This is a genomic window from Pseudomonas sp. gcc21 (assembly GCF_012844345.1).
In the GTDB taxonomy this organism is placed as follows: Bacteria; Pseudomonadota; Gammaproteobacteria; order Pseudomonadales; family Pseudomonadaceae; genus Halopseudomonas.
On sequence record NZ_CP051625.1, the window covers coordinates 3,325,525 to 3,342,463 of the forward strand.

20 protein-coding genes and 1 riboswitch are annotated in these 16,939 nt (G+C 58.0%); of the genes, 8 read left to right on the forward strand and 12 right to left on the reverse strand.

All coding sequences use genetic code 11. The features are described from left to right. Positions 1-94: 94 nt before the first annotated feature. From ribA to HG264_RS15420, 3 genes are read left to right on the forward strand one after another with little or no spacing between them, the layout of a single operon-like run. The gene (gene ribA, locus HG264_RS15410) at positions 95-706 is read left to right on the forward strand and encodes a GTP cyclohydrolase II (protein WP_169408436.1); all 612 of its coding nucleotides are present in this window, start codon (positions 95-97) and stop codon (positions 704-706) included. Continuing rightward, a complete protein-coding gene (locus HG264_RS15415) occupies positions 706-1,134 on the forward strand; it encodes a hypothetical protein (protein ID WP_169408437.1) in 429 nt (142 codons plus the stop codon). The genes ribA and HG264_RS15415 overlap by 1 nt, the downstream gene beginning before the upstream one ends. Beyond that, on the forward strand, positions 1,134-1,973 hold the full coding sequence (locus HG264_RS15420; protein ID WP_169408438.1) for a cobalamin-binding protein: 840 nt from the start codon (positions 1,134-1,136) through the stop codon (positions 1,971-1,973). Before HG264_RS15415 ends, HG264_RS15420 begins: the two co-directional genes overlap by 1 nt. Positions 1,974-1,982: 9 nt before the next feature. Here the strand turns inward: HG264_RS15420 and HG264_RS15425 are convergent, their stop codons facing one another. From HG264_RS15425 to crp, 9 genes are all read right to left on the reverse strand, one after another. After that, positions 1,983-2,672 carry a histidine phosphatase family protein gene (locus HG264_RS15425; RefSeq protein ID WP_169408439.1) on the reverse strand — a complete coding sequence of 230 codons (690 nt, stop codon included), beginning with the start codon at positions 2,670-2,672 and terminating at the stop codon, positions 1,983-1,985. Positions 2,673-2,844: 172 nt separating this feature from the next. After that, positions 2,845-4,701, reverse strand: a complete 1,857-nt coding sequence (locus tag HG264_RS15430) for a TonB-dependent receptor domain-containing protein (protein WP_169408440.1) — start codon at positions 4,699-4,701, stop codon at positions 2,845-2,847. 148 nt (positions 4,702-4,849) lie between these two features. Then, a riboswitch (cobalamin riboswitch) is annotated at positions 4,850-5,073 on the reverse strand. Positions 5,074-5,103: 30 nt separating this feature from the next. Then, the gene (gene dxs, locus HG264_RS15435) at positions 5,104-7,011 is read right to left on the reverse strand and encodes a 1-deoxy-D-xylulose-5-phosphate synthase (protein ID WP_169408441.1); all 1,908 of its coding nucleotides are present in this window, start codon (positions 7,009-7,011) and stop codon (positions 5,104-5,106) included. Between the two features lie 95 nt (positions 7,012-7,106). Continuing rightward, positions 7,107-7,994, reverse strand: a complete 888-nt coding sequence (locus HG264_RS15440; RefSeq protein ID WP_169408442.1) for a polyprenyl synthetase family protein — start codon at positions 7,992-7,994, stop codon at positions 7,107-7,109. Beyond that, complete coding sequence (locus HG264_RS15445) at positions 7,987-8,226, reverse strand: exodeoxyribonuclease VII small subunit (RefSeq protein WP_169408443.1); 240 nt, start codon at positions 8,224-8,226, stop codon at positions 7,987-7,989. The genes HG264_RS15440 and HG264_RS15445 overlap by 8 nt, the downstream gene beginning before the upstream one ends. Before the next feature lie 66 nt (positions 8,227-8,292). Beyond that, positions 8,293-9,066 (reverse strand): sulfite exporter TauE/SafE family protein, encoded by a 774-nt coding sequence (locus HG264_RS15450; RefSeq protein WP_169408444.1) that lies wholly within the window; start codon positions 9,064-9,066, stop codon positions 8,293-8,295. Between the two features lie 55 nt (positions 9,067-9,121). Beyond that, positions 9,122-9,847 (reverse strand): 16S rRNA (uracil(1498)-N(3))-methyltransferase, encoded by a 726-nt coding sequence (locus tag HG264_RS15455; protein WP_169408445.1) that lies wholly within the window; start codon positions 9,845-9,847, stop codon positions 9,122-9,124. 4 nt (positions 9,848-9,851) lie between these two features. Next, positions 9,852-11,204: an adenosylmethionine--8-amino-7-oxononanoate transaminase gene (locus tag HG264_RS15460; RefSeq protein ID WP_169408446.1), complete on the reverse strand. Its 1,353-nt coding sequence runs from the start codon at positions 11,202-11,204 to the stop codon at positions 9,852-9,854. Positions 11,205-11,267: 63 nt separating this feature from the next. Further along, positions 11,268-11,912 (reverse strand): cAMP-activated global transcriptional regulator CRP, encoded by a 645-nt coding sequence (crp, locus tag HG264_RS15465; RefSeq protein WP_150302287.1) that lies wholly within the window; start codon positions 11,910-11,912, stop codon positions 11,268-11,270. A gap of 239 nt (positions 11,913-12,151) precedes the next feature. Here crp and HG264_RS15470 point away from each other — a divergent pair, with 239 nt between their 5' ends. Further along, complete coding sequence (locus HG264_RS15470) at positions 12,152-12,574, forward strand: OsmC family protein (protein WP_169408447.1); 423 nt, start codon at positions 12,152-12,154, stop codon at positions 12,572-12,574. Positions 12,575-12,596: 22 nt separating this feature from the next. Here the strand turns inward: HG264_RS15470 and coq7 are convergent, their stop codons facing one another. From coq7 to hemJ, 3 genes are all read right to left on the reverse strand, one after another. After that, positions 12,597-13,244 (reverse strand): 2-polyprenyl-3-methyl-6-methoxy-1,4-benzoquinone monooxygenase, encoded by a 648-nt coding sequence (gene coq7, locus HG264_RS15475; RefSeq protein WP_169408448.1) that lies wholly within the window; start codon positions 13,242-13,244, stop codon positions 12,597-12,599. 54 nt (positions 13,245-13,298) lie between these two features. Continuing rightward, positions 13,299-13,637: a histidine triad nucleotide-binding protein gene (locus HG264_RS15480; RefSeq protein ID WP_169408449.1), complete on the reverse strand. Its 339-nt coding sequence runs from the start codon at positions 13,635-13,637 to the stop codon at positions 13,299-13,301. 86 nt (positions 13,638-13,723) lie between these two features. After that, positions 13,724-14,146 (reverse strand): protoporphyrinogen oxidase HemJ, encoded by a 423-nt coding sequence (gene hemJ, locus HG264_RS15485; RefSeq protein ID WP_169408450.1) that lies wholly within the window; start codon positions 14,144-14,146, stop codon positions 13,724-13,726. A 122-nt stretch (positions 14,147-14,268) separates the two neighbouring features. Between hemJ and argC the strand changes: the two genes are divergently transcribed. From argC to erpA, 4 genes are all read left to right on the forward strand, one after another. Beyond that, on the forward strand, positions 14,269-15,303 hold the full coding sequence (gene argC, locus HG264_RS15490; protein WP_169408451.1) for an N-acetyl-gamma-glutamyl-phosphate reductase: 1,035 nt from the start codon (positions 14,269-14,271) through the stop codon (positions 15,301-15,303). Then, positions 15,300-16,064 carry a DUF6776 family protein gene (locus HG264_RS15495; protein WP_169408452.1) on the forward strand — a complete coding sequence of 255 codons (765 nt, stop codon included), beginning with the start codon at positions 15,300-15,302 and terminating at the stop codon, positions 16,062-16,064. The genes argC and HG264_RS15495 overlap by 4 nt, the downstream gene beginning before the upstream one ends. Beyond that, positions 16,064-16,492 (forward strand): polymer-forming cytoskeletal protein, encoded by a 429-nt coding sequence (locus HG264_RS15500; protein ID WP_169408453.1) that lies wholly within the window; start codon positions 16,064-16,066, stop codon positions 16,490-16,492. The genes HG264_RS15495 and HG264_RS15500 overlap by 1 nt, the downstream gene beginning before the upstream one ends. Positions 16,493-16,562: 70 nt before the next feature. Further along, positions 16,563-16,916, forward strand: coding sequence for an iron-sulfur cluster insertion protein ErpA (gene erpA, locus HG264_RS15505; RefSeq protein ID WP_169408454.1), 354 nt, complete (start codon positions 16,563-16,565; stop codon positions 16,914-16,916). Positions 16,917-16,939: the final 23 nt, after the last annotated feature.

The following is a 16,939-nucleotide window of genomic DNA, read 5'->3' on the forward strand; positions in this document are numbered from 1 at the left end:
AGCACCGCTTCGCCCCCACTGCAATCCCCGCGCCCCCGTTCACTCTGATAATATATATGCCCTTTTATCGCAGTGGTTCACACAGGAGACCGGTGTGCCTGTCACCTTCGTCGCGTCATCCCAGCTTCCCACCCAGTGGGGTACTTTCACCATGCACGGTTTCCTCGAACCGGGAACGGGCAAGGAACATGTGGTGCTCACCATGGGAGATGTAGCGGACGGCCAGCCGGTACTGGGACGCCTGCATTCCGAGTGCCTGACTGGCGATGCGCTGTTCAGTCTGCGCTGTGACTGTGGTTTCCAACTGGAAGCGGCGCTCAAGGCAATTGCCGAGGAAGGGCGGGGGGCGCTGTTCTATCTTCGCCAGGAAGGACGCGGCATCGGCTTGATGAACAAGATCCGCGCTTACCATCTGCAGGACCATGGTGCCGATACCGTGGAAGCCAATGTGCAACTGGGATTCGGCGCGGATCAACGCGATTATGCCATCTGCAAGCCGATGCTGGCCCATCTGGGCATTACCCGGCTCAAGCTGCTGACCAACAACCCGCGCAAGGTCAAGGCTCTGGAAGGCTTCGGTATTCCGGTGGTCGAGCGCCTGCCGCTTCAGTTCGGCGAGAATCCGCATAACAGCAAATACCTGGCGACCAAGGCGGGCAAGCTGGGTCACCTGCTCGGCAAGATTCATCAGGCCGAGGCGGATTGATGATCGATACCCGAACGCACTGGAAAGCGCTTCAGCGCAATTGGCGTATGCAGTGCGCTGCGTCCCTGATTCTGCCCATCGCTTTGGTCTGGCTGCTCGGCGACGACTGGCAGCCCGTTCTGGATAGTGCAGCGGTGCCGATCTTCGTGGTCGGGCTGGCCAGTATATTCCTCACCGTCTGGCGCTTCCGGCAGTATAAATTCGCATTGATTGAGGCCGACGGCGGCGATGACTCGCCGGCCGCCGAACAGGCCTGGGCGCGGTTGCATCATCAGCAGCTGTTGGGCCTGCTCAACGCAAAACTTCCCGGCTGGATCGGTATGTTGCACTACGTTGCCACGGGCGAGATTATTCCGCTGATTCTGCTGGTGCTTGCCAGTCAGGGGGCCATGCTCATCTATCGTCCGCCCACTGCCCGGATGCAATGATGCGTGGCTGGCTACTGGCTGGCCTGTTGTTACAGAGTATCTGTGTACCCGCAGCCGAGCGGGTGGTCAGTCTGGCTCCGTTTCTTACCGACATGGTCATCATGCTCGACGCGACCGATCGGCTCGTCGGCGTTCTGAATGACGGTCACCTTCCCCCTGAAATCGACGACATTCCGCGCGTAGGGGGGCATCAGACTCTGTCGCTGGAACTGATCGTTTCGTTGAAGCCTGATCTCGTGCTCGCCTGGGACTCAGGCAACCCGCCAGCGTTACTCGACCGCCTGGAGGGCTGGGGCATACAGGTGCTGCGCTTTGATCCCAAGGATCTCTCAAGTATCGCCACAACAGTTGAAAGACTCGGGGAAGCGCTCAATGCGGCTGAGCGTGCGACCGAAATGAACCAGCGTTACCGGGCAGCTCTGGCTGAGCTTGCTGTCCCGGTCGATAACCGCTCGCCTGGCGTGTTCATCCAGTTGTGGGATGATCCGCTCTATACCGTCACGGGTAACCAGCTGATCGGCGACGCAGTGAAACATTGCGGCGGGCGCAACGTGTTCGAGAACCTGCCGGGATTGGCCCCGCAAGTGGGCAGGGAAGGGGTGCTGGCAGCCAACCCGGATCTGATCCTGGTGCTGGCAGACGATGGCAAGTCAGTGACCGAATGGCTCGACCGCTGGCGGCGTTTTCCGCAGCTCAATGCGGTGCGTCGTAACGGGTTACATGTCTTGGATAGCGACCGCCTGGTCAGGCCGACTCCCGGTGTACTGGACGGCGTTCAGCGCTTGTGCGAGCTTATCGAACGCCAGCGCAGGCCAGCGCAGGCCAGCGCAACCGGTTGATTGACCCAATCATCCCGAAGAATTCTCTGCCAGTTGAGGGCCTGCTGGTTGCTGCTTCCCTGGGCATTGCGATTTGGCATCGTTCAAGCCCTGCGCCTGGGTTTCCAGTGAGGTTTTGGCTACGCCATCCTTCCAGTGCAGCTTGATCACATACACGCTGTCGAAGTCTTCGCGGTGCCAGCGGTCGACGGCCAGACTCTCGTCCGCGTCTACCTCATCCAGCAGTTCGTTCATGATTTCCGATACATAGCCCCGGGACCAGGCAGTATAAATCGTGCTGTTGCGATATCGCCGGTCGGTCAGCTCATCAACGATTTCCTCAACGTCGTTCGCATTGAACTCGGTGTTGACCGGTAGTCCATGGGCAATAGCTGTGGGGGCGATGGTCAGGAGCGGGCGCAGATAGTTGAATTCTTCGTCGTCGGGCCCTTCTTCTACCCTTCGGTCGGGATTGGCAGCAAATACGTAATCAGGTGCGCCGAAGCGTTCCGGCAGCAGGGCAGGCAGAGCCAGGGAGCGATTGAGGCCCTGACAGTTCAGTTGCCCGAGCCCATCGTTGGGCTTCTCGGCATGCCGTAGAAAAACCAGCGTCTGCAAGGCCTCTTCGGGCTCAGGGGTACTGTCGAGCCCTGTGTAAATCAGCCAGGAGATGGCCAGCAAAGGAACGACGATGAGTGCACGGGTACGGTTGTTGAACATGGAAGACTGCCGGCGACTTGGGGGTTAGCCCAAGTATCGACAGTCTTTATTGCAGGAAGTTTTCAATGATAAACATTAGGTGATTTACTTATTGAAAACGTCAGGGCTCTCAGGTGTTTGCGAATTTTCCTATTAGTCATTCGACAGCGAGCTGCTGCCGGATGTACGGGTGCTAGATGTTCGGCGTCCAGGTAACCGCCAGTAGAGCAGCGCGACCCTGCTCCTGATAAGGATTGTCTATCGAAGGCGCTGGCCAAAAACCAGTCGGGCGCTGATAGCTACCTAGGTGGTAGTTCCGATCGAGTACGTTGCTCAGTTTCAAATCCCAGCGCAGTGCCGTACTGGCATGCCAGCTGGTTCGCAGATCGAGCGTACCGTAGCCGGACAGCGTTTCGCTATTGGCCGCGTTGGCGTAGCGCTGGCTGAACAGTTGCCAGGTTGCTCCAAAACCAAAATCGTTAAACTGGCGATCCATATCGAGACTCAAGCTGCGTTTAGCGCGCAGTTGCAGAGTGCCGCCGGTGTCGCGGTCACGCGGGTCAATGATGCTCAGCGCGGCACGGCTTGACCAGCCGAAGAGCTCACGCTCGGCGGATAATTCAAGGCCATTGATACGCGCTTGATCGATGTTTTCCACTTGGTTGGTAACCGTATCCCAGACAATCAAATCCCTTACGTCATTGCGATAGAGCGACGCCTCCAAGTGGCTTCCCGCTAGCTCGCCGCGCCACTGCAGTTCCCAGGTTTTTGAGCGCTCCGGGTCTAGCCCCGGGTTCGGTCCCCATGTCGGAGGACCGTACAAGTCCCGGAAAGTAGGAGCACGGAAGCCGGTTGCGTAACTGACGATCCACTGTTGGTTTTTCCCGCTCGGTATTGATAAGGCCGCATTCCATGTTTCTTCGGTGCCAAAATGCTGGTTGTCATCATGGCGAATGCCTACTTCGGTATTGAAGTGCTGCGTGGTCCAGCTGTGTTGAAGAAAGCCCGCCAGGTTCTCACGCCGAGTTTGGGTAAAAGAGTGGCTGGAGGATAGACGGTCGCGTTGCCAGTCACCGCCGAGTGTCAGGCGCTGCGCTGATGTGAGCTTCAGATGGTTGAGCCAGCTGGCGGAATGTCGGACGGTTTCGATGAACGCGTCGTTCCAGGATTGTCCTGATCCAACCACCTTATTGCGGTCTTCGCTACGGCCGAGCTCCAGGTGGCTTTGCCACATACTGGTTAGCTGCCCCTGTAAATAGCCACTATAACTGCGCACCCGGAACTGATCCTCCGGCGTACCGGGAGCGAGCTCATAAGCGTCATCGAATTCGTTTTTACCTTGTTGGTGGCTGGTGCTAAACCCGGCAGTCCAATAGTCGTTGAAATCGTGGTCCAGGCGCAAAAGCATGGCCTTGGTGCGCTGACCATCGCGGTCGCTGTCATAGCCAGCGTTGTCGGAGGTAAGGTCGTGCCCGAGCCTCTCGTCGAGGCTGGCGCCAAGTACGTAGCGGGTATCGTCGTTACCGCCGCTCAAATTGACGCTACGTTGATAAGTATTGTTGGTTCCTACAGCGAAGCGTACGCTGCGTTGGAAGCCTGGCTCGCCCTGGCGGGTAAAAATCTGAATCACCCCGCCAATCGCATCTGCGCCATATACTGAGGAGCGCGGCCCACGGATGACTTCGACTCGCTCGATATTGTCGATACTCAGATAATCCAGCCGCGCAATGCCGCCTGCGGCAGAGGCGATGCGTTGGCCGTCGACCAGTACTAGGGTCTGGGCCGTGTTACTGCCGCGAAGGAAGTAAGCTGGAATGCCCCCATTACTGTTCTGCTGCACTCCGGGCACTCGGCTCAGCAGTTCCGGAACGCTGCGCGCTTGTAATCGTTCTATATCGCTGCGAGTGAATACGTCGTGGGCCGCAAGGGCGGTGCTGCTCGGTTGTTCAAAACGCGAGGCAGTGATGACCGTATCCGGCAGGTCGAGGCTGTTGGCTGCTGCAACGGCAGACGCCAGCATGGCGGGAAAAAACAGGGCGAACTTGTTCATGTTGATCCTCAAAAGCATCTTTTGAGGAGGGCGAGGAGCCAGTGGAGTTGCCTGTGACGGAGGGCAGCATGCACCGACCGGGTGACGCCCTCCGCGACACCTCAGCTACGAACCTATTCAGTGCCGCCCAGAAGGGCATGGCGCATCGAGCGGGTTCTTCGCACAGGGCCGGTCTCCGGGCTCAGGATCGGGATTCGTTTTTACAGAATCCCGGGATATGTCGCCTTCCCATGTAGAACACAGTGGCGAGTGACATACCCGGCAGACAGGGTCTGCGATCCTTTACCGTTGCGGGGGCAGCGTCGGGGTTGCACCGACTTCCCGTTTCACCTGGCAGTTAAACTGCCAGGTACCCAGTGCGACTGGAAGCGGAGAGGACTCTAGGCGCTTTGCCAGTAGAGGTCAAGCGTGGTGGATGGCGGGAGGGAGCGACAGCCTGTCGCGAATCGAACGCTCGATGCCGGCTGCGTCCAGACCGCATTCAGCAAGCATCTCCGAGGGTTTGGCATGCTCGACGTACACATCCGGCAAACCCAGATTGAGTACCGGTTGATCAATGCCCTGGGCCATGAGCCATTCATTGACGGCACTACCGGCACCGCCCATGACGGCATTTTCTTCGAGCGTGACCACCAGCTCGTGCTGTTCGACCAATTGGCTGATCAGTTCGGTATCCAGCGGCTTCACAAAACGCATGTTGGCGACTGTTGCGTTGAGCGCTTCGGCAGCAATCAGCGCATTGGCATGCAGGGTGCCGAAACAGAGGATGGCCACTCGCTGGCCCTGGCGGGTAACGACGCCCTTGCCGATCGGAAGGGGTTGAAGCATGGAATCTATGGCTACGCCTGTGCCGGTACCGCGCGGGTAGCGTACGGCGGCCGGGCCGTCGTGCAGAAAGCCCGTCGTCAGCATCTGCCGGGTTTCGTTCTCATCGGCTGGCGCCATGATCATCATGTTCGGCAGGCAGCGCAGGAATGACAGATCGAAGCTGCCGGCATGGGTCGGCCCGTCTTCGCCCACCAGACCGGCACGGTCTATGGCAAACAGCACATCGAGATTCTGCACGGCGACATCGTGAACGACCTGATCATAAGCCCGTTGCAGGAAGGTAGAGTAGATGGCGACCACCGGCTTGACGCCGTCACAGGCCATGCCTGCTGCCAGGGTCACAGCATGCTGTTCAGCAATGGCTACATCGAAATATCTGTCGGGGAAGCGCTCGCTGAAAGCGACCAGATCCGAGCCTTCCTTCATGGCCGGAGTGATGCCGACCAGGCGTTTATCAAGCGCAGCCATATCACATAACCACTGACCGAAGACCGCCGAGTACTTCAGTTTCGCCGGGCCGCTTGCGGGGCTGGTGGAGCGCGAGGGCTCCAGCTTGGTAATGGCGTGATAGCCGATGGGATCCGCTTCGGCGGGCGAGAATCCCTTGCCCTTCTGAGTGACCACATGCAGCAGCTGCGGGCCGGGCAACCCACGCATATTGCGCAGGGTGCTGATCAGCAGGGGCAGGTCGTGACCATCGATGGGGCCGATATAGTTCCAACCCAGCTCCTCGAACAGAGTGCCCGGTACCAGCATGCCCTTGGCGTGCTCTTCGGTACGACGGGCCAGCTCCCATGCCTTCGGAATCTTGGACAGCACTTTGCGGCTGCCTGCTCGCATGTGCGAATAGGTGCGGCTGGAAAGAATTTTTGCCAGATAATTGGACAACCCGCCAACATTCCGCGAAATCGACATGTCATTGTCGTTCAGCACCACCAGCATGTCAGCGTCGACATCGGACGCATGGTTCAACGCTTCAAAGGCCATGCCGGCAGTCATCGCGCCGTCACCGATTACTGCGACCGAGCGTCGATCCAGCCCTTGCAGGCGAGATGCGATAGCCATGCCCAGAGCGGCACTGATGGATGTGCTGGAATGCCCGACACCAAAAGTGTCATAGGGGCTTTCAGCGCGCCGGGGAAAAGCTGCGAGACCATCCTTCTGTCTCAGAGTGTGCATCAGTTCGCGGCGACCGGTCAGGATCTTGTGCGGATAGGCTTGATGGCCGACATCCCATACCAGCCGGTCGTCAGGGGTCTGATAAACGTAATGCAGTGCGAGGGTCAGCTCGATGACGCCCAGGCCTGCACCAAAATGCCCGCCGGTCTGGCCAACGGTCCACAATAAATAGGCGCGCAGCTCGTCGGCCAGCTGCGGAAGGGATTCTTCATCCATGCCGCGCAGAACGTCGGTGTCGCTGATGCGATCCAGCAGCGGAGTGCTGGGACGCTCAAGAGGTATCTCGTGGAAAGTGCTAGGCATCAAACAGGGCTCTTGTGGCCACGCCCGGTGGCAAGAAAATAAACGAGCAGTTTACCCGATGCAGGTCAATAGCCCAACCTTGGCTTATCGTCGGCTCAGAATTGACGTTTGACTATGTAATTCGCCACCTGTCGGAGCCGGTCGGCGTCGGCATTGAAAGACTGCAACGCGGCGATTGCCTGATCGCGTAGGTCATTCGCCAGATCATGTGCCCCTTGTAGGCCAAGCAGGGCAGGATAGGTCGGCTTTTCCCGGGCTGCATCAGCGCCCTGTTGTTTGCCGAGTATGCTGGTTTCACTTTCGACATCAAGGATGTCGTCTTGGACCTGAAAGGCGAGACCAATGGCGTCAGCATAGTCGATGAGTGCTTTCAGCTGTTGCTCGGAAGCCTTGCCGCTAGCCAGAGCGCCGAGCTGAATGCTTGCAGAAATCAAGGCTCCGGTTTTGTGACGATGCATATCTTCCAGGGTTTGGATGTCCAGCTGCTGGCCCACTGCAGCAAGGTCGATAGCCTGTCCGCCGACCATGCCGCGCGGGCCGGCCGCTACGGCGAGAGTCTGCACCATGCGCAGCCGCGTTTCTGCGGGTATGTGCTCTGCGCCGCTGAGCCATTCGAAAGCCTGAGCCTGCAGTGCATCCCCTGCCAATATCGCGGTCGCCTCGTTATAGGCGCGATGGCAGGTGGGCTGGCCGCGGCGTAGATCATCATCGTCCATGGCGGGCAGATCGTCATGAATCAGCGAGTAGGCGTGCACCAGCTCAGCCGCCGCTGCGACGACATCGGCCTGCTCCGGCTGGCCGCCGAGTGCTTCACAACTGGCATAGGCCAGTAGCGGACGCACCCGCTTGCCGCCGATGGTGACGCTGTAACGCATCGCTGAAAATAGCTGTTCGAGACCGGGGTGGTTATTCTCGAAGCGCTGGGTCAGATAGCCATTGATACGACCTTGGCAATCGCGCAGGTAGCTATCGAAGTCACTCATTGGGCGGCGTATCCAGCGGTAGCGTCGTCGGGGTGCCGTTTTGCTCCACCAGCTGTTGAACCTTCTGCTCGGCTTGGGTCAGCGCCTGCTGGCAGTCACGGGTGAGCGCCACGCCTTGCTCGAAGGCAGTGAGAGAATCCTCGAGGCTGAGTTCGCCACTCTCCAAGCGCTCCACCAGTTGCTGTAGCGCACCTAGCGACTGCTCGAAATCAATGGGTTTTTTTCGGGCCATGATGATTACCTCGGTTGGGCTGATCCGCTCGGGCTGAACCTTACCCAAGCCCGCTGGGGCGGTCAATCAGGCATATATGACATAGAAATAATACAGACTCAGACCCCAGCCGATGGCAATGACCAGCCAGCGCAACCAGGCATCAGGCAAAGCGCGAGCAAAAAGCCCGCCGGCATAGCCGCCGCTGACCGTCCCCACCAGCATGATGAGCAAGGCCGGCCAGTGAATCGCCCCAGCGACGATGAACGTTATGGCCGCTACGCTGTAGATGGTTGAGGACATGAGGTTCTTGATGGCGTTGATTTCCAGCACCTCAGTACGGCCCGAGATGGCCAGGCTGGCTATCATCAGAATGCCCATTCCTGCGCCGAAGAAGCCGCCGTAGATCGACACCAGTAACTGGCATACGAAGCCGGTCGATCCGATGCGGTTTTCGCTCTGCAGTTCTTCGCCTTTGCGTACAAGCCGGCCGAGTTGCCTGCTGAAAGTAAATAACAGCGTAGCCACCAGCAGAAGCCACGGGATCAATAGCGTGAAGGTTTGATCAGTGGTGATCAACAACACCAGGCCACCTGCCAAGCCACCGATAAGCGCAGCAAGCATCAACGGCAAGAGGTAGCTACGCAGCGGTAATCGTCGCAACACATGGCGGTTGGCCATGGCAGCGGAAAGGCTTGCCGGCCACAGTGCGACGGCGTTCGTTGCGTTGGCGCTGACGGGGGGGATGCCGGCGGCGAGCAGGGCGGGAAAGGAGAAGAAGGTTCCGCCTCCAGCCAAAGCGTTCATCGCACCCGCGGCGAAGCCTCCCACAGCGATCAGTACTACGTGCCAGAAATCCATCTGATTCCTATGTCCGCATCAGTGGTTCCGCCCGGCTTCACCGGACAGTGTGCCTTTACCTAAAATCACCCCAGAGATGCTGAGCAATGCTCAGCGCGACAACCGGCGCGGTCTCGGTACGCAAAACCCGCGGGCCGAAACGCGTGGCCTGAAAGCCGGCCTTCTCCGCGCGGGCTATCTCCCCAGCGCTCAACCCACCTTCAGGGCCGATCAGCAGGGCAAGTGTCTCGGGTCTCTGGATGTTGAGCAGGTTTTCATCGGTGCGGTGATGCAGTACCAGGCGCAAGTCGGCGTCGACGTCGGCGAGCCAGTCATCCATTGCGGTAGGTGGGTGGATGTGCGGAACGACGCTGCGGCCGCATTGTTCACAGGCACTCACAGCGATCTGTTGCCAATGGTTCTGCCGTTTCTCAGCCCGTTCACCTTGCAGTTTCACTTCGCAGCGCTCGGTAGACAGCGGCGTGATTTCCGCCACTCCAAGCTCTACGGCTTTCTGAATCACCCAGTCCATGCGTTCACCGCGGGACATGGCCTGACCGAGATGAATGCGCAGGGAAGGCTCCGGCAGTCCGGGCATTGGTGGTTCCAGGCGCACGACTACTTCCCGTTTGCTGACCTCCAGAATACTCCCCGACCATTCCTGCCCCGAGCCATTGAAGATCTGCACCAGCGCCCCGGGTGCCAGGCGCAGCACTCGACCGATGTAATGCGCAACATCACCCGCGAGCGAGTATTCGCCCTCGGTCAGCGGTTCGTCCAGATAGAAACGGGATACGCGCATGCGATCAGTCCCGCGTCGCCAGCTGTATACCTTCCCAGGCTACGCTTGCCAGGTGATCGATCTGATCAGGGGTGATGACATAAGGGGGCATGAAGTACACCACATTCCCCAGCGGCCGCAGCAGGGACTCGTTCTTCAAGCCGTGCTGATAGACGCGGATGCCGCGGCGCTCCTGCCAGGGGAAGGGCGTACGGCTGCGCTTGTCCTTGACCATCTCGATGGCCAGCACCATGCCGGTCTGTCGAACGTCCGCTACGTGCGGATGATCAGCGAAATGGCTGGTTGCCTTATGCATATGTGCCGCCAGGGTGCGGTTAGCCTGAATCACATCGTTCTGCTCGAACAGGTCCAGCGTCGCCAGGGCCGCGGCACAGGCCAGCGGGTTACCGGTGTAGCTATGAGAATGCAGAAATGCGCGCATATTCTCATAATCGTCATAGAAGGCGTCATACACCTGGTCTGTAGTCAGGCACACCGCCATAGGGAGGTAGCCCCCGGTGAGCGCCTTGGACAAGCACAGAAAATCCGGACTGATATCGGCTTGCTCGCAGGCGAACATCGAGCCTGTGCGCCCAAAGCCGACAGCAATCTCGTCATGGATCAGGTGTACGCCGTAGCGATCACAGGCTTCGCGCAACAGCTTGAGGTAAACGGGATGGTACATCCGCATGCCGCCAGCGCACTGAATCAGCGGTTCGACAATGACCGCCGCAACCTCTTCGTGATTCTCGGCGAGCGTTCTCTCCATGTGCTCGAACATCTGTCGGCTGTGGGCTTCCCAGCTGACGCCTTCTTTCCGCTCGTAGCAATCGGGCGAAGGGACCGTGATGACATCCATCAACAGGGGTTCGTAGGTTTGCTTATACAGCGCGACGTCGCCTACAGCCAGGGCGGCGAGGGTCTCGCCATGGTAGCTGTTAGAGAGCGTAATGAAGCGTTTTTTGCGGGGTTGGCCGATGTTCAGCCAGTAATGGAAACTCATCTTCAGCGCGACTTCGATACAGGACGAGCCATTGTCAGCATAGAAGCAGCGGGTGAGCGGCGCAGGCGTCATCTGGACCAGACGTTCGGATAATTCGATGACCGAAGGGTGGCTGAAGCCGCTTAGAATGACGTGCTCCAGGGTGTCCAGCTGGTCTTTTATGCGCTGATTGATGTGCGGATTGGCGTGGCCAAAAATGTTTACCCACCAGGAACTCACGGCGTCGAGGTATCGATTGCCTTCGAAGTCATGCAGCCAGACACCGTCGCCCCGTTGGATCGGGATGACCGGCATGTGCTCATGGTCTTTCATCTGGGTGCAGGGATGCCAAAGCACAGAAATGTCGCGCTGCATCCATTGATTATTCAAGCCCATAATCGCCTCACCACGAGAAATGATGCGGCGATTGTACATGAGCCGTTATGTCACTGCAGGCCCTCAACGGGTGCCGAAGATCACCATTGTCTTGCCTTTCACATCAATGAGGCCCTGCTCTTCGAGATTCTTCAGCACGCGGCCGACCATCTCGCGTGAGCAGCCGACAATACGACCGATTTCCTGCCGGGTAATCTTGATCTGCATGCCGTCAGGATGGGTCATCGCATCAGGCTGTTTGCACAATTCGAGTAAGCTGCCTGCGACGCGGCCGGTGACATCGAGGAATGCCAGATTACCGACCTTGCGCGTGGTGTTGCGTAAGCGCTCGGCCATTTGACGTCCGACCGCATAGAGCAGCTCGGGGTCGCGCTGGCTCAGCTCGCGGAACTTGCTGTAGCTCATCTCCGCGACTTCGCATTCTGATTTGGCGCGTACCCAGGCGCTGCGGTCCTGTTGCGCCAGATGCTGATCGAACAGGCCCATCTCGCCGAAAAAGTCGCCCTGGTTCAGATAGGCGATGATCATTTCACGGCCGTGCTCGTCTTCGATGAGAATGGTCACCGAGCCTTTGACAATATAGAAGAGCGTTTCTGAAGAGTCGCCAGCGTGGATGATGGTACTGCGTGCGGCGAAGCGGCGACGGTGACAATAGGAAAGATAAGCGTCGATATTCTTTATTTTTGGTATGGGGGCTATAGCAACCATGTGATGTGTCCTTGCAGTGGGCTGATAAACTGGGTCCTTGGACAAAAAAACCGGACTATCCTTATGCTCCGTTATTGTGGTCCTTACCATAGGATGCCTGGCATCCATGCAGCCTCATTTCCGAGACCAAATCTGATTATGTCCAGTTTCACTGGAAATGGCCATACCGCCACTGCACCGTTTGGCCTGTGTTATTCTGCCGTTCTTTCGAATTGTGAATTGGTGCCGCTGGAGAGCATATGAAAGCGCATATCAAGTGGGTTGATGGGGCAATGTTCGTCGGCGAATCCGGCAGCGGTCACACGCTGGTAATGGATGGTCCGCCTGAAGCGGGCGGACGCAATATGGGTGTTCGGCCGATGGAGACCGTTCTGATCGGTTTGGGTGGCTGCGCCAGTTATGATGTGGTGAGCATACTGCGCAAGGCGCGGCAGGACATCCGCGATGTCCAGACCGTGCTCGAAGGTGAGCGCGCCGAGACTGAGCCGAAAGTGTTCACGGCGGTGCATGTACACTTCATCGTAAGCGGCAAGAATCTCAAAGAGCAGCACGTCAAACGGGCGGTGGAGCTTTCAGCGGAGAAGTACTGCTCTGCTTCGATCATGTTTGGCCGTGCTGGTGTGAAGATGTCGCACGATTACGAGATCGTAGAAGTAGACTGAGTTGGCTGTGGCCAGCTGCGCCTCAGGTGCGGTAGCTGGCCTTCGTCATGACCCGTGACATCAGCGTCATCGCCAACTTGACGGGTGCGGGGAATACAGCTCCCCCTGCGTCAAGGGCCTGGTTCCCGTGCTCAATCTCATCCTCTCGCATCTGTTCGAGAATAGCGCGCGATTTGACGTCATTCTCGGGCAGGTCTTCGAGGTGATCATCGAGATGCTTTTCTACCAGCTGTTCAGTTGCTGCAACAAAACCCAGACTGATCCGGTCGCTGACCAGCCCTGCGGCCGCCCCCATTCCGAACGACAGCCCATAGAACAGCGGGTTGAAAACACTTGGATGACTGCGCAGCTCGCGTAACCGCTGTTCACACCAGGCCAGGTGGTCTATTTCTTCGGCTGCCGCCTGCTCCATCTTGCCCCGCACCTCCGGCAGCTTCGCAGTAAGTGCCTGCCCCTGATACAAAGCCTGCGCGCAGACCTCCCCGGTGTGATTGATACGCATGAGCCCGGCGATATGCCGCCGCGCATTCTCGGGTATTTCGTCGGTGGTGATGTGCTGCGCCGGGGAGGGGCGGTTGGCTTGAGCCGCGCCGGGAATCAGCGTGCGCAGCGACTGATCAGCTTGAACCAGTAGTCGATCGACAAGGCTGTAGTGACGTGAAACGCTCATCGCGTACTCCTGAGGGCAGGTGGATGGGGGCGGGTGCCGTCCTGATGCGGAGGTTTAACCCGGCGGCCAGCCCATTTGCCGCTGACCGAGCACATGCAGGTGAATATGGTATACCGACTGGCTGCCAAATTCCTTGCAGTTGAATACCGTTCGGAACCCTTGGTCGCAACCCTGTTCCAGCGCCAGTTTCTGTCCGACATATGTCATATGCCCGACCAGCGCCCGGTCATCTTCGGTCATGTCATTCAACGTGGCGATATGCTTTTTGGGCAGTACCAGAAAGTGTACCGGCGCCTGCGGATTAATATCATGGAAGGCGATGACCTGGTCATCTTCATACAGGGTTTTAGCCGGGATTTTGCCTTCAGCTATCTTGCAGAACAGACAGTCCACTAGGTGCTCCTCATTATTCGCGTGCAGTCTTCAGTTTAACCAACCGTGGCGAGAATGAAACCACGTTCAGATTGCAGAGCGGTCAGTCAGAACGGCTTGAGCACTACCAGCAGCACAATGGCCACCAGTACCAGCACCGGAGCTTCATTGAACCAGCGGTAAAACACGTGCGAGCGCGTGTTCTTGTCAACGGCGAAGGTGCGTAGCAGGGCGCCGCAGGCGAAGTGGTAGACCACTATCAGAGCAACCAGCGTGAGCTTCGCATGCAGCCACGCCTGCTCCAGATATCCGGGCTGAAGCATCACCATCCACAGACCCAGTGCCACTGCTACCAGCATGGAAGGCGTCATGATGCCCCGATAAAGCTTGCGCTCCATGATCTTGAACCGTTCCAGGCTGGGCCGATCATCTGCCGCTGCGTGATAGACGAACAGGCGAGGCAGATAAAACAGGCCCGCAAACCAGGTGATAACAGCAATGATATGGAAGGCCTTGATCCAGAGATACACTGACATTCCTCAACTAGTTTCGGCACGCTGCCGACGATGGGATGGCTTTACTGGTAATTTGCTCCAGCGGACTCTTATCATAGAGGTCTATTTGCCATGTTCAATCGTTTTGGGGAGCAATCATGATCAGGATCGGCATTGTCGGCGGCACCGGGTATACCGGAGTAGAACTGCTTCGGTTGCTGGCTCAGCATCCTCAAGCGCAGGTTGAGGTCATTACTTCCCGCTCGGAAGAGGGTGTCCGCGTCATCGACATGTACCCGAATTTGCGTGGCCATTACGACAATCTGGTCTTCAGTGTCCCGGATGTTCAGCGGCTGGGTGCGTGCGACGTCGTGTTTTTCGCTACGCCACATGGAGTCGCGCACTCGATGGCTGCCGAGTTGCTGACGACAGGCGTTCGGGTGATCGATCTGTCCGCCGATTTCCGGCTAAAGAATGCCGAGGAGTGGGCGCAATGGTATGGCCAACCGCATGGTGCTGCCGATTTGCTTGGTCAGGCCGTCTATGGTCTGCCGGAAGTAAACCGGGAGGCAATACGCAGCGCGCAGCTGATCGCTGTGCCGGGATGCTATCCGACCGCGGTGCAACTGGGGTTGCTGCCTCTGCTTGAAGCCGGACTGGCCGATACCACGCGACTGATTGCCGATTGCAAGTCTGGTGTTAGTGGTGCAGGACGCGGCGCGAGCGTCGGCGCGTTGTTTGGCGAGGCGGGCGAAAGCATGAAAGCCTATGGCGTTATAGGGCACCGGCATCTGCCCGAAATCAGCCAGGGTTTGCGCCTCGCTTCAGGAGGAGAGGTCGGCCTGACATTCGTGCCACACCTGACCCCCATGATCCGGGGTATCCACGCCACGCTTTATGCAAACGTTACGGATCATTCTGTCGACTTGCAGCAGCTGTTCGTCGACCGCTATGCCGACGAGCCATTTGTGGATGTGATGCCGGCAGGAAGTCATCCGGAAACGCGCAGCGTCCGCGGCGCGAACCAATGCAGGCTGGCGGTTCATCGTCCGCAGGGCGGCGACCTGGTGGTAGTGCTCTCGGTAATCGATAACCTGGTCAAGGGCGCATCCGGACAGGCGATTCAGAACATGAACATCGCGCTGGGGCTCGAAGAAAGCCTCGGGCTCGCTCATCCGGCGATGATGCCTTGACCGATCAATTGCTGCGCCGGGTTCCGTTACGGCGCGGACATCGTCTTGCCGTGATTCCGGTGGAATCACGGTTCGCCCGCCTGGTCAGGCGCGTTTTGGCAGTATTCGTGTTACTGGCATTCCCTGCTGCCGCCTGGCTTGGCTGGGATGCCGCACTGCGTTCCAAATTGGTCGAAAACCATTCCCAGCTGCGCGATAGTCATCAAACGCTTCAGGCCGAGCTGGAGCAGACCCAGCAACGTTATCAGCAGCTGGAAGTCGATTTGCTGGTCGCGCGGGAGGCAGTGAGAGATGGTCGCAAGATCATTACCGATCTCGAACAGCAGCTCTTCAAGTTGCAGCAGGATCTTGCTATCTATCAGGGTGCCTTGGCGCCCAATGCAATGGTGCCGGGTTTGCGCTTTCAGGCATTCGAATTGCAGCCCACCGAGCGCCCCGATGTGTTTCGCTACAAGGTTATGGTCAGCAGGGTAGGTAGCGAGAGCGAAACCACGCAGGCTACGCTCTTCATTGAGGTGCACGGCTCGCGCGACGGCGAAGAAGTAGTGATACCTTTATCAAGCATGACTACAGTTGGTGATGATGAAGGGCTGGCGCTGGACTTTCGCTATTTTCAGGTGCTGCCGGCCAATGGCAGGGAAGCCGAATTGTCGCTTCCAGAAGGGTTCCAACCTAAACGTGTGCATCTACGTGCCGAGCATGATGGCAAAACGTTGGTAGAACAGATGTTCGACTGGACAGTAACGGGAGCAAAGTCCTGATGTGGAAAACCGAAAAGCTAAAAAAAATGGACATCAGTCAGTTTGGTGGAAAGACAACCGTCATAGCGCAGGATGCGGTGGTGCGGGGCGATATCCGCTTCCAGGGCGCGTTGCAGATCGATGGGCGGGTTGTTGGCAGCATTGAAGCCGAGCAGGGTCTGGTTCGGGTCAGCGAGCATGGTCAGGTTGAAGGCGTGATCCGAGCGCCCAGCGTCAAAGTGAACGGTCAGGTAATCGGTGATGTGTATGCGTTCGAGCATCTGGAACTGGATGCCAACGCCCGCATTAACGGAGACCTGCACTACCGTTTCATGGAAATGGTAATGGGCGCCCAGATCAGCGGTCAGCTCAAATATCTGGGTAATGAGCTGGCCAATGACGAATTGCCGGTTAATCTGGCATCGATAGCAAACGAGCCGGGTGAATAGTTGACCAAAAGACTCGGGTTAACCATAATATCGGGTCTGTTGTGCTGCGGTACCCGCTGCTGGAGGTTGTATGTCGACTGCTGAAATCTTTACCCCCACTCCGTTGAATTTCTCCGATAGCGCGGTTGGCAAAGTGCGCGCTCTTATTGAAGAAGAAGGTAACGAACGCCTCAGCCTGCGCGTGTTTGTAACAGGCGGCGGCTGCTCCGGGTTTCAATACGGGTTCACCTTCGACGATGAGTTGGCTGAAGACGATACGGTTGTCGAGCGCGGCGGTGTGAGGCTGGTGGTGGATCCGATGAGTTTTCAGTACTTGGCTGGTTCAGAAGTCGATTATCAGGAAGGGCTCGAAGGGTCTCGTTTCGTGATCAATAATCCTAATGCGGCCACTACTTGCGGCTGTGGTTCATCATTTTCCATCTGAACCGGTAGTTAGCGTCCTAGTGG